This is a genomic window from Methyloceanibacter sp. (genome assembly GCF_058506495.1).
This window is the reverse complement of the sequence record NZ_JBZMXT010000055.1, coordinates 1-14,654: the sequence shown is the minus strand read 5'-3', so window position 1 is coordinate 14,654 and position 14,654 is coordinate 1. Positions and strand designations below refer to the sequence as shown.

15 protein-coding genes are annotated in these 14,654 nt (G+C 57.8%); 8 read left to right on the top strand and 7 right to left on the bottom strand.

Annotated features, from left to right (window positions below; all coding sequences use genetic code 11):
• The first annotated feature begins 227 nt into the window (after positions 1-227).
• The 4 genes from AC33YF_RS09965 (at position 228) to AC33YF_RS09950 (ending at position 4,913) form a co-directional block, all read left to right on the top strand.
• Complete coding sequence (locus AC33YF_RS09965) at positions 228-932, top strand: zinc metallopeptidase (protein ID WP_491777054.1); 705 nt, start codon at positions 228-230, stop codon at positions 930-932.
• Positions 933-1,127: 195 nt separating this feature from the next.
• Positions 1,128-2,255, top strand: coding sequence for a DUF1028 domain-containing protein (locus AC33YF_RS09960; RefSeq protein WP_491777053.1), 1,128 nt, complete (start codon positions 1,128-1,130; stop codon positions 2,253-2,255).
• Positions 2,252-2,431, top strand: a complete 180-nt coding sequence (locus AC33YF_RS09955; RefSeq protein ID WP_491777052.1) for a hypothetical protein — start codon at positions 2,252-2,254, stop codon at positions 2,429-2,431. Before AC33YF_RS09960 ends, AC33YF_RS09955 begins: the two co-directional genes overlap by 4 nt.
• Positions 2,432-2,567: 136 nt before the next feature.
• Positions 2,568-4,913: an efflux RND transporter permease subunit gene (locus tag AC33YF_RS09950; protein ID WP_491777051.1), complete on the top strand. Its 2,346-nt coding sequence runs from the start codon at positions 2,568-2,570 to the stop codon at positions 4,911-4,913.
• A gap of 3 nt (positions 4,914-4,916) precedes the next feature.
• Here the strand turns inward: AC33YF_RS09950 and AC33YF_RS09945 are convergent, their stop codons facing one another.
• Positions 4,917-5,801 (bottom strand): SDR family oxidoreductase, encoded by an 885-nt coding sequence (locus AC33YF_RS09945; RefSeq protein WP_491777050.1) that lies wholly within the window; start codon positions 5,799-5,801, stop codon positions 4,917-4,919.
• A gap of 153 nt (positions 5,802-5,954) precedes the next feature.
• Between AC33YF_RS09945 and AC33YF_RS09940 the strand changes: the two genes are divergently transcribed.
• The 4 genes from AC33YF_RS09940 (at position 5,955) to AC33YF_RS09925 (ending at position 9,184) form a co-directional block, all read left to right on the top strand.
• Positions 5,955-7,109 (top strand): alkane 1-monooxygenase, encoded by a 1,155-nt coding sequence (locus tag AC33YF_RS09940; protein ID WP_491777049.1) that lies wholly within the window; start codon positions 5,955-5,957, stop codon positions 7,107-7,109.
• A 66-nt stretch (positions 7,110-7,175) separates the two neighbouring features.
• A complete protein-coding gene (locus AC33YF_RS09935; RefSeq protein WP_491777048.1) occupies positions 7,176-7,757 on the top strand; it encodes a sigma-70 family RNA polymerase sigma factor in 582 nt (193 codons plus the stop codon).
• Positions 7,754-8,413, top strand: coding sequence for a ChrR family anti-sigma-E factor (locus tag AC33YF_RS09930; protein ID WP_491777047.1), 660 nt, complete (start codon positions 7,754-7,756; stop codon positions 8,411-8,413). The genes AC33YF_RS09935 and AC33YF_RS09930 overlap by 4 nt, the downstream gene beginning before the upstream one ends.
• Entirely contained in the window at positions 8,414-9,184 is a 771-nt protein-coding gene (locus AC33YF_RS09925; RefSeq protein WP_491777046.1) for an SDR family NAD(P)-dependent oxidoreductase, read from the top strand.
• A gap of 9 nt (positions 9,185-9,193) precedes the next feature.
• On the opposite strand, the gene AC33YF_RS09920 is transcribed toward AC33YF_RS09925, so the two are convergent.
• The 6 genes from AC33YF_RS09920 to AC33YF_RS09895 form a co-directional block, all read right to left on the bottom strand.
• On the bottom strand, positions 9,194-10,417 hold the full coding sequence (locus AC33YF_RS09920) for a class I SAM-dependent methyltransferase (RefSeq protein WP_491777045.1): 1,224 nt from the start codon (positions 10,415-10,417) through the stop codon (positions 9,194-9,196).
• Positions 10,414-11,199, bottom strand: coding sequence for a DUF1365 domain-containing protein (locus AC33YF_RS09915; RefSeq protein ID WP_491777044.1), 786 nt, complete (start codon positions 11,197-11,199; stop codon positions 10,414-10,416). Before AC33YF_RS09915 ends, AC33YF_RS09920 begins: the two co-directional genes overlap by 4 nt.
• The gene (locus AC33YF_RS09910; protein ID WP_491777043.1) at positions 11,199-12,551 is read right to left on the bottom strand and encodes an NAD(P)/FAD-dependent oxidoreductase; all 1,353 of its coding nucleotides are present in this window, start codon (positions 12,549-12,551) and stop codon (positions 11,199-11,201) included. The genes AC33YF_RS09915 and AC33YF_RS09910 overlap by 1 nt, the downstream gene beginning before the upstream one ends.
• A gap of 99 nt (positions 12,552-12,650) precedes the next feature.
• The gene (locus AC33YF_RS09905; protein ID WP_491777042.1) at positions 12,651-13,055 is read right to left on the bottom strand and encodes a DUF2177 family protein; all 405 of its coding nucleotides are present in this window, start codon (positions 13,053-13,055) and stop codon (positions 12,651-12,653) included.
• 91 nt (positions 13,056-13,146) lie between these two features.
• Positions 13,147-13,314, bottom strand: coding sequence for a cbb3-type cytochrome oxidase assembly protein CcoS (ccoS, locus tag AC33YF_RS09900; protein ID WP_491777041.1), 168 nt, complete (start codon positions 13,312-13,314; stop codon positions 13,147-13,149).
• The coding region (locus AC33YF_RS09895; protein ID WP_491777040.1) for a heavy metal translocating P-type ATPase at positions 13,311-14,654 on the bottom strand (1,344 nt) is incomplete at its 5' end. The genes AC33YF_RS09895 and ccoS, both read right to left, overlap by 4 nt.

Below are 14,654 nucleotides of genomic sequence, written 5' to 3'. Positions count from 1 at the left end.
GTAGAGTCCTCGCAACTGTGCGCGCATCAGGCGGGCGCGCAGGTTTTGTTGGGAGGAACTCCGTATGCAGGGTGAGGCTGTCACGCTGTGGGGCTTAATCTCTGCCGTCGGTATCGGCGTGATCCTCGCTGTCATTGTCGCGTTTGCAATTAACGCCTGGAAAGGGCGCGGATAGATATACCCGGAACGATTCACCCTCATCGTTCCTTTAAGCATCCGCGAGAATCATGTTCGAGGACCCCTTATTTTGGATCTTGGTCGGACCCGGCCTGCTGCTAGGCTTGTACGCGCAAGCGCGGATCAAAAAAAACGTCGCGGAGTATTCGCAAATTCGCACGACGAGCGGCATCACGGGCGCGCAGGTGGCTCGCCGCCTGCTGGATGCTAAAGGGCTACACGACGTTGCCGTCGAAGCCACACCAGGCGTCCTTAGCGATCACTACGACCCGACCGCCAAAGTGCTTCGGCTAAGCCAGGATGTCTATTTCACTCCGAGCGTGGCTGCCGCGGGAATTGCCGCACACGAGACGGGTCACGCGATTCAGGACGCCGAGGACTACGGACCCATGGAGTTTCGCACCCATGTTGTACCCTTCGTGCAGTTTGCGGGTCAGATCGCTCCATGGCTGTTCGTGGCAGGGCTGATGCTTCAAACCGACGCCCTAACCTGGAGCGGCGTTATATTGTTTGGCTCATCTTTCGTATTCGCGCTGCTGACGTTACCCGTGGAGTTCGATGCGAGCCGGCGCGCGAAGAACCTACTTGTAACGCACGGCATTATTGAAGGTGACAGTCAGATCGACGGAGTAGATCATGTTCTCGATGCGGCTGCCTGGACCTATGTGGCAGCAGCCGTGTCGGCAATCGGGGTCTGGTTGTTTTACGTCTTTATACTGCTTTTCCGCGGGCGTGGGTCCGAAGCCCCCCGGTGACGTCACATCGCGTCTTTGGGTTCGAAGAGTCTAGCGAAACCCAGGATACATAGGCTGCGCCGAGTCGCCGCGGACAAGGACGCCGGACGGCCATGCGCGGGTCCTGGATCCAGCATTGGCCGTCCCTGGATCGGCGCACCCATCTCGGTATAAAAATCGGCGACCTGGGGTGAACGTGTGGGAGGGAGCACGAGAATGGGGGTATTCTGTCGATTTAGCCAGTATGGCGCAGTCTTCTGCTTGGCCCTGAGCTTTGTGGGACCGACGACTTTTGCCCGCGCACTTGAGAAAAGGGCGGAGCCTGCTGTGGCGCCGCACATCTCAACGTTCTCGATTGTCGCCTACGATCAGGAGAGCAAGGAATACGGCATTGCCGTTCAGTCGAAATTCTTCGCCGTGGGTAGTGTGGTACCCTTCGCTGAAGCCGGAACCGGGGCATTGGCGACCCAGGCCGTCGGAAACCCATTGTTCGGCCCGCGCGCGCTCGAACTCTTCAAAGAGGGCGTTGACGCAAAAGCGGCGATCGAAAAACTGCTCGCCAACGATCCCAGCCGGGAGTCCCGCCAGCTTGGCGCGGTCGATACCAATGGCAACCCCGCCACCTTCACAGGCCGGGACTGCCTGCCATGGGCAGGAGGCAAAATCGGCGAACACTATACCGTCCAAGGCAACCTGCTTGCTGGCCCACAAGTCCTGGACGCCATGGCCGCAGCCTACGAATCCGCGCGAGGAGATCTTGCCACGCGGTTAGTTCATGCAATTTCGGCTGGCCAGGCGGCGGGCGGCGATGCGCGCGGGCGCGAGTCGGCGGCTGTTTTGGTGGTCAAGTCCGGCGCTGGCTATCTTGGATTGAACGACCGGCTTGTCGATCTCCATGTAGAAGATCACCCGACGCCCATTCGTGAGCTGCAGCGACTCCTCGATATCCGACACGGCCAGCTGGCGGCGGCCGAGTCCAAGACTTACCTCCGTCAGCTCAAGCGCTCCTCCGAGGCCGAACGAACCCGCCTAATAAGGAGCGCTAGACAGGCTTCAGAGCGCGCGATTGCGGTCAATCGCGCCAGCGATCTGAATTGGTGGCTTGCGGCGCAGACCCGCCTACTCGACAACGACCAAGAGGGTGCCTTGGAAGCTGCTCAAAGCGCTCTACTGCTTAGTCCGTCCTGGCCGCGCCTGCCGGAAGCTACAAGGACCGAACTCGGCGTCAGCCCAGCACTCGTCGCTGCTTTGCGGGAAGATGATGGCTTTCGTCGCCTTTGGGATGCATTGGCCGTGCAGCGCCCTGTGGCGCGAGAGTCAGTTATTAACGAGCGCGCCGAATGAGCAGCACTGACGCAACGTCGAAGGTTGCCGGCGCTCCTGAAGGACCTGATCCAGGGACCAAACCGGGTAAGCGCAAGCAATGGACACCTGGCCTTTCGGAAAGAGTGCTCATCGGGCTCTTTCTCGGAATTCTCGCCGGAATCGTTTTTGGCGCACTGGCCGGGTTAATCGGCTGATTTTTCTATGCGGCTTATTCAACATGATATCTGTTCAAGTCCGCGAATAACGGTTACAGGTCCTTGCGATTGGTTTGCGCCTTTCGGGCACGCGTAGGATCGATTCGCGGCGCAGGACTTGAGAGGAAGACTGTCGATGACGGCTGGTTTCGGAATAGAGAAGCTCGGGCTCGTTTCTCTGCGGCATCCTTGGATATGTCTGCTGATTATCGCGGTGATCACGCCCTTCGCAATTTTTGGCGCCACTCAAAACCGTTTCTCGAGCGACGTTCGGGAGATTTTTCGCTCCGACGATCCAGCCTTCGTTCAGCTCGACTTGCTGAACGAGCGCTTTCCCGCTAGCCAGCCAGACCTCCAGATCGTTATCGAATCAAAGACCCCGTTCAACACAGAAGACCTCGAAGCCCTGCTGTCGCTTCGTGACAAGCTGCTGAAGATCGATGGGGTGACAGGCGTGCTGTCGATGTTCACGGCCGTCACAGCGCCGGAAGACGAGGACGCTGAGCCAGAACCGATCTTTCCGATGGACCTCTCGAAACTCGAAGGTTCGGAATCTGCACGAAAGGAGATAACCGATCACCCGCTGATCAGAGGCAAGCTCTTAAGTGATGACTGGCGCTTCGCGCTCTTCGCACTCTCTCTGGAACAATTGGCTCAGGACACTGAGGGGCAAGCGGCGGAGCGGGCGCTCGTTGCCGAAATCGGCAAGACTACGCAAGAGACTCTGGCCGGCACCAACGCGACCGCACGCCTGACCGGGCTTGCGGTTATCCGCGATGAGATCCTGTCGGGGCTCTCCGAAGACCAGCAAATGTTCGGGCTCGTGGCGGTCGGACTTGGGGTCATAGTTTGCTGGATTTTCCTCCGCAGCATTCCGCTGATCATCATCGCCGTGGTCCCGGCCATCATTGCCGTGGCTTGGCTGCGGGGCGGCATGTGGCTGTTCAGCCAAGACATAAATTTGCTCACCGGTATCGCGCCAACAATCATCCTCGTGATCGTGCTTTCCAACTGCCTCCACTTGCTATTCTCGATCCGCCGAGGTTTGGAACGCGGCGATCCGTTGGAGGCAGCGATCGAGGGTTCTGTTAAGCGCGTCGGACCGGCCTGCGTGTTGACCTCTTTGACGACGGCCCTGGCCATGTCATCTCTTATTTGGATGCCTCATTCGTTCATCGCGGACTTCGGCATCACAACGGCTTCCGGTACAGCCATGTCGCTGTGCATCACGCTGATGATGGTGCCGGCCTTGTCGGTGCTTCTTCTCCGCGGCTTCGCCAAGAAGGTTCATGGCAAAGCCCAAGAGAAGGACATCTTCCGTCAAGGTATTGATGGCCTTTGCGCCAAAGCCGCGGAGGCCGTGGCCTCGTACCCGCGCGCGATTGCCTTGATAGGGCTGCTACTGACCATTGGCGGCCTTGCGCTGCATTTTCTGAACGAACCGCAATACAGCTATGCGAACAACATGCCGCCGCAAAGTACGGCGCTCAAGGCGATCCAGGCCTACGACGACAAGCTCGCAGGCGCCAGCACGCTCGAGGTGCTCTTGTACTTCCCCGAGGAGCACGCGCTGAAGTCGTACAAGACAATTGAAATCATTCGCGAGGTCCACAAGATCCTCGACGACGAACCCGCCTTCGGGGCGGTAACCTCACTCCACACCGTCGAAGAATGGCTTGGCGGCGGCGAAATCGGCGAAGATCGGCTCATCGGCTTTTTGGAAGCGGAGAATACGCGGGACTTCGCAGCAAGCTTTGTTGCGCTAGACGAAAACGCCATCCGCATCTCGGCGCAGTTCCACGCCATGACGTCTGACGAAATGAAACCAATTCTCGACAATGTCGAGCGGCAGATGCGGAAAGTTGAGGCCAAGAATCCCGGGCTCAAGATTGCCGTTACCGGCATTGTTCCAGTGTCGTCGGCAGCGAGCCATGAGATGATCAAGCAGCTCAACATAAGCTTAATAACGGCGATTGGCCTTATTCTCGTGCTAATTGGTGTCGGAATGCGCTCTCTTCGCGCCGGGCTCGCGAGCGTTCTACCCAACCTGTTCCCGATTGCGATGGGCGGTGCCTATCTGAACTTAGTAGAAGGCGGCCTTGAGTTCACAAGCCTCGTGGCCTTCGCGGTCGGTTTTGGTATAGCGGTGGATGCGACAATCCATTATCTCACTCGCTATCGTCTCGAGCGCGAAAACCTCGATTCCGTCGCAGCGGCATTGACGAAAACCACGATGGATGTGGGACCTGTTGTCATCATGGCGACCGTGCTGATCGCCGGCGGCATCGGCACGACCATGCTGAGTAAGTTGCCCACGGTTGCGCTTTACGGAACCATCGTCGTTATCGTGCTGACATCGGCGGTGATCGGGGCGCTGTTGTTCCTTCCCGCTGTGATGTCGACGATGGAACGTTATTGGCCCTCGAGCTGGCAGCGGGAGCCAAAGGCCAAATCCGATGAGGCGGTAACGGAACCCGTCTAAATCTCAGCGAGTAAGCGGAATACCGAGATAGCGCGTCGTGCCGCGCCGTATGATACGGCTCGGTACTTTTCCGCGAAGAAAGAAATCCACCTTGGCGAAGAAACCCACGGGATAGCGAAACCTTGGATGGGACGCGTCCAGGGCTTTCGCCACGACCTCAGCCACCTCCTCAGGGTCTCGCGCGTGCTTTTCCGCGTGAGCATCGGCGCCACGCATTACCAGCCGCACCCAGTTCGTATATGGCCCGCCCGGCGGCGTCACCCGTTCCGTAGCTTGCCAAATCTCCGTTTTGTATGGGCCAGGCTCGATGAGAATGACGTCGATACCAAATGGATCCAACTCGTAAGCAATCGACTCGGCCCAGCCCTCCAAGGCCCATTTCGATGCGCAATAGATCGAATTGGTTGGCTGCCCCGCGAAAGCCGACTGGCTCGATATACAGACGATCCTGCCGTGTCTTTGCGCGCGAAAAGTTGGCAGGAGCGCACGGGTCAGCCCGAGGACACCGAAGAAATTCGTCTCCATGACTCGCCGAATTTCGGCATCGGGCAGGTCTTCATGGGCTCCCGCAATTGCGACGCCAGCATTGTGAACGACCGCGTCCAGTGTGCCACCGGTCTGGGCGAGGACGTCGGCCACGGCCTTGTCGATTGAAGCCGGATCGTTGACATCAAGCGCCACGAAAGTCACTTGGCCAGAGAGCTCTCGCTCGCTGAGCATTTTCTCAAGCGGCGCGCTCTTTTCCAGATTCCGCATGGTGGCAAAGACATGCCAGCCCTTCGACGCAAGAACGAGAGCCGTTACCTGACCAATGCCCGTCGACGTGCCCGTGATCAGAACCGTTCGCATATGGTCACGTACCTGTTTGCCATCGTAAACACGGCTCATGCCTTCCGCCGATCATGGCGTCTCGCGGTGGATCGCCCCACAATGTCTAGACCCGCTGTTGGATGTCAATCTAACGCTTTTCCCCAACAGTCAGTTATGTAGCATAGGGACTGCGCAATTGGACTGAAGCAAAGCTACGTTAAGGGAAGGGTCGTGGTTTCTTCTACAAACGATGCACCGACACGACGGGCTTGGGCGCCCGGCATGCTTGCTGCCGGACAATATGCGACCGCCAACACTCTGCTCGTATTGGGGTCTGTATCCCTCCTTGTCGCCGGGTGGATGCCGTTTGTCGTTATCCTCCTCATCTTGGTGTTTGGGTCCTTCGCGGACGAACTGAGCGGCGAAGATTTGGATCGGTTGGGGGACCGCGGCCGCGCCTTCTACAATGCCAATCTCTATCTATCGCTACCGCTGATGTGCCTGCTATCGGTGCTGCTGGCCGTTTTTGCGCGCGATGCCAGTTTCACCGATCAGCCGTTGCAAACGATTGGAGCGATCTGGGTTGTTGGCTACCTGTTTGCGCTTGTCGGAGCCACAGTAGGCCACGAACTCTCACACCGGCAGGGTTGGATTTTGCAGGCCGCGGCTCACCTCCTACTCGGCTTCACGCTGAACCCCTCCTTCGTCCTCTACCATGTACATTTGCATCACCGCCGCGTGGGCAACTACGACGATGCATCAACAGCACGGCGCGGGGAGCGGCTTCTGGTTTTCTTTGGCCGCGCGGTCTATGGGCAGTTCGCGCAAGCCGCTGCGGTGGAGGCTGCAAGACTCCGCCGCAAAGGGATTCCAGTCTGGTCCCTCCGAAACAGACTGATTCTTGCTTTCGCAGCACCAGTCTCAATCACGGCCGCGTTGGCGCTTGTTGGCGGACCCCGAGCTGTCCTGTTTTTTGGGCTCGCCGCTTTGCTCGGGAGGTTCTTCCACGAGCTGATCAATTTTGTTCAGCATTACGGTCTGGTGCGAGCCGAGAACGCTCCGATCCGCCCTCGGCACAGCTGGGACTGCTATCACAGACTGTCAAACGTGCTTCACTACAACCTTCCGCGGCACTCGGACCACCACATGTTCGCCACCAAACCATTCTGGGACTTGGGCATCGCGGAACACGTACCTTTACTGCCCTATGGCTACCAAACTATGGGGTCTATTGCGCTCATACCCCCCTTATGGCGGCACATAATGACACCTCTGCTGGCCGACTGGGACGCCCGCTTCGCCAATGAAGCGGAACGGGAAATCATTCGGTCCCGCGGCTGGGCAATCGCCCCGCAGCTCTCAAACCACCATTCAGTCGCAGAGTGATCCACCCGGTCTTGGCCGCCGTATTATGGTCAACTAACAACCATAGGACCTTGTGACTTGTTAGGAATGAGCGCTGCCCGACCATTGTCCGTTTATCTGGAAGAACCCGAGGACGATAAAATCTTGATGGAACGCGTCGCGCGTGACCGCGACCGCGAAGCGTTTCAGCGCCTGTTCTTGCAATTCGGACCTAAAATCAAATCTCTAATGATGCGAAGTGGTTCGGACGCCCATTCGGCTGAAGATCTCGCGCAGGACGTAATGTTGACCTTATGGCGTAAGGCAGAGCTATACGCAGCCGACCGAGGCAGTGTGAGTGCATGGATTTTCACCATTGCGCGTAATGTCCGGATTGACCGGCTACGCCGGCAGTCCTCTCGAGTGTATGAGGACATTGCGGACATGGATATCGAGGCTTCCGACGCCGATGGTGAGGAAGTAGCAGAAGCAACGCAGCGCGATCGTCTTGTTGGAGAAGCGTTAGCAGAGCTGCCGCCCGACCAACGGCGTGTGGTTGAAATGTCGTTTATCCAGGACATGCCACAAGCGGAGATCGCGCGGACGCTGAACTTGCCTCTTGGAACTGTGAAATCTCGCATTCGACTGGCGTATGCGAAACTGAGAGAAAACTTGGAGATTGTGAAATGAAGATCGTCCATCATCCGGATAGCGCCACGTTGGTGAGCTACGCGGCGGGCAATCTTGACGAGGGCTTCGCGACTTTGGTCGCTGCCCATGTTGCACAGTGCAGCAGTTGCCGCGAGGCTCTTCGGGAGATCGAGAGTGTCGGCGGTGCACTATTGGATACAGTGGATGATGCGGCCCTAAGCTCCTCGGCGCTTGAGCGCACTCTGAGCAAACTGGACCAGGGTGGCGCGGAGGAAATCCGCGTGTCCGCCCCGCGCACCACAGAAAGAAACGGGGTCCCAGCGCCGCTCGCGCATTTGTTGGATGGAGGGCTCGATGATATCGCCTGGAAGACAGTCGCGCCGGGCGTTGCGAAGTATCCTTTGCCCGTTTCGCGCGCGGCGCGCAGCCGGCTTACCATGTTGAAGATCGCGCCTGGGACGAAGGTTCCGGATCATGGTCATGGTGGCATGGAGCTTACTTTGGTTCTCAAGGGATCGTATCGCGACACCTTTGGCCGGTTTGGACCTGGCGACCTTGCCGATTTGGATGAGCATGTGGAACATCAGCCCGTCGTCGACTCGACCGAGCCGTGCATCTGCATCGTAGCAACTGAGGCGCCAACACGATTTACAAATGTGTTTGGCCGGCTGTTGCAGCCCATCGTGGGGATCTAGGTGCACGATGACAAAACGCTTCCCTGGCACACAGCCTGGATCATTGGAGCGAGTTCCGGACTAGGAGCTGCTCTCGCAGAGTTGCTCGACGGGCGGATCAGCACCGTTGCCATCTCTGCTCGGTCTGCTGATAAGCTCGATGCGTTGCAGGCGGCCTCCAAAACGATGGCCGCCTTTCCCCTCGATGTCACCGATGAACCGGCGGTGGCTGAGTGTTACAAACAAATTGAGAGCAAAGACGGCCCCGTCGACCTCGTTGTCATCTCTTCAGGCACGTGGGACGTGGTTACGCCACCAGATCTCGACCCGCACGTTTTCAAGAAAGCCATGGAGGTAAACTTCATGGGCGTGATCAATGTCCTCGCGAAAGTGGTGCCAGACATGATGAAACGCGGGAAAGGTCAGATAGCAATCATCTCATCGGTGGCCGGCTATCGAGGTCTTCCCAAAGCAGCCGCCTATGGGTCGACGAAAGCGGCACTCATCAATCTCGCAGAATCATTGCATCCCGAACTGGCCGAAAGCGGTGTAACGCTCTCGATCGTCAATCCAGGCTTCGTGGACACGCCGATGACCGCGGTCAACGAATTCCCTATGCCGTTTCTGATGCCGGTGGACGAAGCTGCAGAACGTTTGCTGAAGGGACTGGAACGTAAGCACTACGAGATCACGTTCCCACGCCGGTTCACGTGGATCATGAAGCTGCTTCGGCTGTTGCCAAACGTTGTGTATCTGTGGCTGGTACGGCGCTTCGTCTTGCGCCCTGAATAACGAACGTACTTACGGTCGTGTCAGGCGATAAAGTCCTACGTCGATCGACCCTTCCGAGAAACCGGCTTGGCAGTACGCCAGGTAGTAAATCCACTTTCGGCGAAACTCTTCATCAAAGCCCTGCTTTGCAAACTGAGGCCAAGCTGCTTCAAAGCGCGAACGCCATTCCTCTAACGTTTGTGCGTAGGACTCTCCGAACGCGAGAACTGGCTCGTAACGGAAGCCGACCATCTCTGACTGCTGCTTGAGGATAGTCTTTGTCGGCAGCATGCCGCCTGGGAAGATGTAGCGCTGAATAAAGTCGGGCTCACGGCGATAGACCTCGAAGTGCTCCTCGCCGATCGTAATAGCCTGAAGAAGCGCGACACCGCCGGGCTTGAGGCTATCCCAGAGCTTCTGGAAATAGTGTGGCCAATTCTTCTCGCCAACCGCCTCAATCATCTCAATTGAAACCACTCGATCGTACTGACCCTTCGAATCGCGATAGTCCTCCAGATCGAACTGCACATGAGCGTCCAAGCCATCCACCTTGGCTCGCGCGCGAGCGAGTGCAAGCTGTTCGTGTGACAGCGTGATACCTCGAACCGATATGCCATGATCACGGGCAGCTGCGCGCGCCAAAGCGCCCCAGCCAGCGCCGATCTCCAGCATGTGCATACCCGGCTCCAGCTTCAGGGCGTCAAGAATGGTGACGAGCTTAGCTTTTTGCGCCTCCTCAAGTGTCTCCGTTCCATCGCGATACAAGGCACTCGAATAAATCATCAGACTATCGAGCCAGGCTTCGAAGAACGCGTTGCCCAGATCGTAGTGTTCCGTGATGTTGCGTCGGCTTCCTTGACGCGTGTTGCGGCGCTGAAAGTGGCCGACACGGTCTAGGACCCTCGCCCGAAACAATGGGGATTCCGAACTCTCTTCGAGCGTCTGATTCTGCAGCACAAAACGGAAGAGGCCGACAAGGTCGGAACACTCAATGTCGCCATCGATATACGCCTCTGCAAAGCCCAATGCGCCGCGTCGGATTGCCTTTCGAACGCCCCGGTAATTCCGGAAGGTTAGGCTCGCCTTGTATGGGCGCTCGCTCCCAAAAGAAATGCGCTGGCCATTCGGCAACACTAAGCGGAGCGATCCGCTTGGGTGCCAACTAATCAGGCGCCCGGCGACACGAACGATAAAGCGCGTCACCCAGTCCAGCACGATAGGAGATCGATTGGCGGCAAGTGTATTGTTCGTCATTGATCTCCGCGCTCTCCGGGTGGTGACACAAACGCAATATCCGACTTCGTTCGATGCGGGCGCGGCCGAAGCCGAAGACCCTTGAGCCAAAGCTTTAGCGCCTCGAAGTGAATCGCCGCGATGACCTTTACTGACAACCACCCGTTACTGGCGAGCGCCCTCGCCAGCGTCGTGTCCGTTAGATCCGTTCGCTCTCCGCGAAAGAAGGCTTTCAGTAAGGGGCCCTCGTCCGTGTGGAGAGCAATACCGACAGTGAGTTCATCGTCAAGCGGGGTCACATGAAAGCTGTAACGTCCGTCAACACTGTTGAAGGGTGATACGTAGAATTTCTTCTCGCAGCTCTGATGCACCGTGTCTGACGCATCACGCGGCTCCACTGCGACGGCATAAGTCTGACGCTCACCGAACGTATTGTTGACCTCGTAGACAATTAACAAAGGCTCTCCGTTCGCACCGAGACCGAAGTAAAGCGTCACTGGATTGAAGACGTAGCCCAACACTCGAGGGTAGCAAAGCATCATAAAGCGTTCGATGCCGCAGACGCCGCTCTGGGCACCAATACCGCGCAGATACTCCGCAAGCGACGTACCATCGCCATGGTCCGTATCGTGAATACTGCAAATATTGAAGCGGTTATAGGAGAAGAGCCGCATTCGGTCGTCGAGGCCGGATAGATCGTCGCAGTCGACCAAAAGGGAAAATACATTGTAACGGAGCGCATGCTCGACAGGGCGTACGCGCTTGTGCACGACGACGCCATTATAGAGCGCCGAGGTCGTCATTACTCCGCTGCCACGAGCGTGGAGTTAATTCCAGCACCCGCGTCGTGTGTGACTTGGATACGGCCCGATTCAGCCGATACGGACCAGGGGCGCCGAACACGCCCTAGCTGCTCGGCGACCGCCAAGCCGCTTTGCAAACCATCTTCGTGGAACCCAAAACCAAAATAGGCTCCGCAGAACCACGTACGACTCTTTCCTTGCAGAGACCAAAGCTCGCGCTGCGCAGAGATGGCCGCCTCAGTAAAGACGGGATGGTCGTAGTCAACCTCAAGGTCGATGGCCTTCGGGTGAATTTCCCAGGGCGGGTTCAAGGTCACGAATAGATCCGTCTTGGTGGGCAAGCTCTGTAGGCTGTTCATCCAATACGATACGCACAATTCCGACTCAAGGCCATGCCCACGTTTCATATAATTCCAGCTCTGCCACAGCCGCCGGCGCCGCGGCATAAAGCGCTTGTCCCGATGCAAAACAGCGTGGTTCCGCTCATAGGCAAATTTGCACAGAAGAGTTTCTTCTTCAGAGGAGGCATCGGAGAGCATGCTCAGAGCGTGATCCGCATGCGCCGCAATGACCACGTGGTCAAACATTCGAACGACACCACGCATGTCTTCCAGGTGCACGCACGATCGCGCGCGCCCAATTTTCTGGATCGGTGTATCGACGGCGATCTCAATGTTGCCGTCGTCGAGCAGTCGCTCAATGTACGACTTACTCCCGCCAGCCACCGACTTCCAACCAGGCCGACCCACCGCCTGAAGCATGCCGTGGTTGTCATAGAAGTTCAGGAACGTAGCCGCGGGGAAGTCGAGCATGCCGATCATGGGCGTCGACCAGATAGCAGCGCCCATCGGCAGGATGTGATCCTCGATGAATGCGTTCGAGTAATTTTCCGCCTCAAGGAAAGCGCCGAGCGAGACGTTCTCCGGATAATCGCTCAACGACTTCTTTGCCGTGCGGAAGAAGCGGAACATGTCTGAGACCAGACGCCACTGGTGCGGATTAAGTAAATTGCTGACTTGGCCGAAAAGCCCCGGCCCGCTGCCTGCGTATTCGAAAGCGCCGTCATTTGCGGAAACGGCGAATGTCATTTGCGTCGGCTGCGTACGAACACCGAGATGGGCAAATAGTGCGGTCAGGTTGGGGTAGTTAAGCTCGTTGTAGACGATGAAGCCCGTATCGACAGCGATGGGCCCTTCGGCGGTAGGAACCGTGGTTGTATTAGTGTGGCCACCGAGACGGTTGTCCCGCTCAAACAGCGTAACTTTGTGGCGCTTAGACAGGAGCCACGCGGCCGACAGGCCCGCAATTCCAGACCCGACTACCGCAATGTTGAGAGGCGTAGTGTTTTTCATGATGTTCCGCGCAACCCTCGTTCGTACGGCATTTTATTGCACTCAGATCACATTCAAGCGCAACTCGCCGCCGAGGGCCTCGTGGCTAGAATGGTTGGCTCAACCGCCGATAAGTGATCGTGTGGCGGTATAGCCTATTACCGCCGATACGCTAGTCAAAACAGCCCCCCAGGCTATGTCGACCACCGTCATTGTTGTGCTCCACCCCTTGAGTGTGGCCAAGTTGGTCAGGTCGTAGGTCGCGTATGTGAAAAAACCGAAAAGAGCGCCCAACAACAGGGCAGTCTTCCAAGACCCTGCCTGCAGCGCTGGCGCTACGGCGAAAATCACCACTCCGGCGATGAACATCAGGTAGAACGCGAAAGCAGCCACCATGTTGAAATCTTCAAGCAGAAGATGGCCAATTTCCCGCTGATACAAATTCTTGGCGACGAACCCAAGCCATATGATGTCAAGCACCAAAAAACCAAGCGCGGTGGCCACATAGGCGACTGCATAGCTCATGAGAGGATCCTGAGAAGTTATCTACGACCTCTTTACGTGAAACTTTCTCATCTGGATCACCGCCACACGACGGTTTGCGTGCGACCATGGGCTATTCACGCGAGGATTCGTCCTCGTCCGGTGGTTCGTCCTCGAGCGCCCGGTAAGCGGCGCCGTCCAGATCCTCAAACTGACCGGAACGCAACGCCCATAAGAAGGCGGCGAGCCCCAACCCGCCGAGGAAAAGCGCCGCAGGAACGAGCCAGGCTAGCGCGGTCATTTTGGCTTACCTCCCGCTAACCGAGCCGCATTGAGCGTCACGAGAATAGAGGAAGTTGACATCACGACCGCCGCGATTAGCGGTGTCACGAAGCCTGCAACGGCGAGGGGCACGCAGATTGCATTGTAGACCAGCGCAACACCAAAGTTCTGAAAGGCCATCGAGCGGGCCCGAGAACCTGTGTTGACCGCCTCAAGGACCGGCGAAAGATTTCGTCCCTGAAAAATAAAGTCGGCTGCTCGCTGACTGATATCGGCAGCGGTCGCCGGCGACATCGACGCGTAAGCAGCGGCGAGAGCGGGCGCATCGTTCAGGCCATCACCGACCATAAGGACCTTGCGGCCCATCTTGCCGGCAGCTTCAAGCCAAGCAATTTTTCCGGCCGGTTTGAGCTCACCAACAAAGTCGTCAATGCCCGCTTCCTGGGCCGTGTGCGCGACGGCGGTAGCCCGATCGCCTGACAGAAGCGCGACTTCTAGGCCACGCTCCTTCAGCGCGGCAATGGTCTCTGCTGCATCAGGCCGCAACTTGTCAGCAAATCTGAAGCAGACAGCCTTCTCATCTCCGTGCCGATACCAGACCTCGCCGGTCTGCCCGCCACTGTCTGCCACGCCGCACCAAGCCGCAGACCCAAGACGAGCTTCGCCGTTGGGCGTTTGAACGATCAAGCCTTCACCAGGCGTTTCCTCAACATCCCGCGCGACCTCGACGGATCCAAGGCGGTCCTGTGCCGCCGAAACGAGCGCGCGAGAGAATGGATGACGGCTGGCGCTCGCAAGCGTCGCAGCCGCACCTAGTATTTTCGGAGGCATGGACTCAACGTTGAGCAATTGCGGCTCACCGATGGTCAGCGTACCGGTTTTGTCGAAAGCCACGGTATCAACCTCGGCGATCCGTTCGAGCCCGTCCGGTACCTTGACCATCACGCCGCGCTTGAAGAGCCGAGATGCCGCGGCGATCTGAACGACTGGGACAGCCAGGGCAAGCGCACAAGGGCAAGTGATGATCAACACTGCGATTGCATATGTGAGAGCTGTCTCCCAGGACGCACCAAATGCAAGCCAGCCTACGAAAGTCGCGAGCCCTAGCCCATGCACTGCTGGTGCGTAGATCCGAGCCATTCGGTCCGCGAGCAAACGATAGCGGGCTTTTCCCTGCTCGGCGGCCATCATGAGTCGACTGATCTCGGCCAGCAAAGTTGCGTCGTCAGATGCCGTGACCTCGATCTCAAGGCTGCGCGTCAAATTCAGCGTGCCCGCATAAACCTCGGCACCATCCGAAACGGCGACGGGCATCGTCTCTCCCGTGATCAAGCTTTGATCGATCTCACCGCTTCCGGA

Coding starts and splice junctions, on each gene's coding strand:
- AC33YF_RS09965 (WP_491777054.1), top strand. CDS start 228: ATGTTCGAGGACCCCTTATTTTGGATCTTGGTCGGACCCGGCCTGCTG.
- AC33YF_RS09960 (WP_491777053.1), top strand. CDS start 1,128: ATGGGGGTATTCTGTCGATTTAGCCAGTATGGCGCAGTCTTCTGCTTG.
- AC33YF_RS09955 (WP_491777052.1), top strand. CDS start 2,252: ATGAGCAGCACTGACGCAACGTCGAAGGTTGCCGGCGCTCCTGAAGGA.
- AC33YF_RS09950 (WP_491777051.1), top strand. CDS start 2,568: ATGACGGCTGGTTTCGGAATAGAGAAGCTCGGGCTCGTTTCTCTGCGG.
- AC33YF_RS09945 (WP_491777050.1), bottom strand. CDS start 5,801: ATGAGCCGTGTTTACGATGGCAAACAGGTACGTGACCATATGCGAACG.
- AC33YF_RS09935 (WP_491777048.1), top strand. CDS start 7,176: ATGAGCGCTGCCCGACCATTGTCCGTTTATCTGGAAGAACCCGAGGAC.
- AC33YF_RS09930 (WP_491777047.1), top strand. CDS start 7,754: ATGAAGATCGTCCATCATCCGGATAGCGCCACGTTGGTGAGCTACGCG.
- AC33YF_RS09920 (WP_491777045.1), bottom strand. CDS start 10,417: ATGACGAACAATACACTTGCCGCCAATCGATCTCCTATCGTGCTGGAC.
- AC33YF_RS09915 (WP_491777044.1), bottom strand. CDS start 11,199: ATGACGACCTCGGCGCTCTATAATGGCGTCGTCGTGCACAAGCGCGTA.
- AC33YF_RS09910 (WP_491777043.1), bottom strand. CDS start 12,551: ATGAAAAACACTACGCCTCTCAACATTGCGGTAGTCGGGTCTGGAATT.
- AC33YF_RS09905 (WP_491777042.1), bottom strand. CDS start 13,055: ATGAGCTATGCAGTCGCCTATGTGGCCACCGCGCTTGGTTTTTTGGTG.
- ccoS (WP_491777041.1), bottom strand. CDS start 13,314: ATGACCGCGCTAGCCTGGCTCGTTCCTGCGGCGCTTTTCCTCGGCGGG.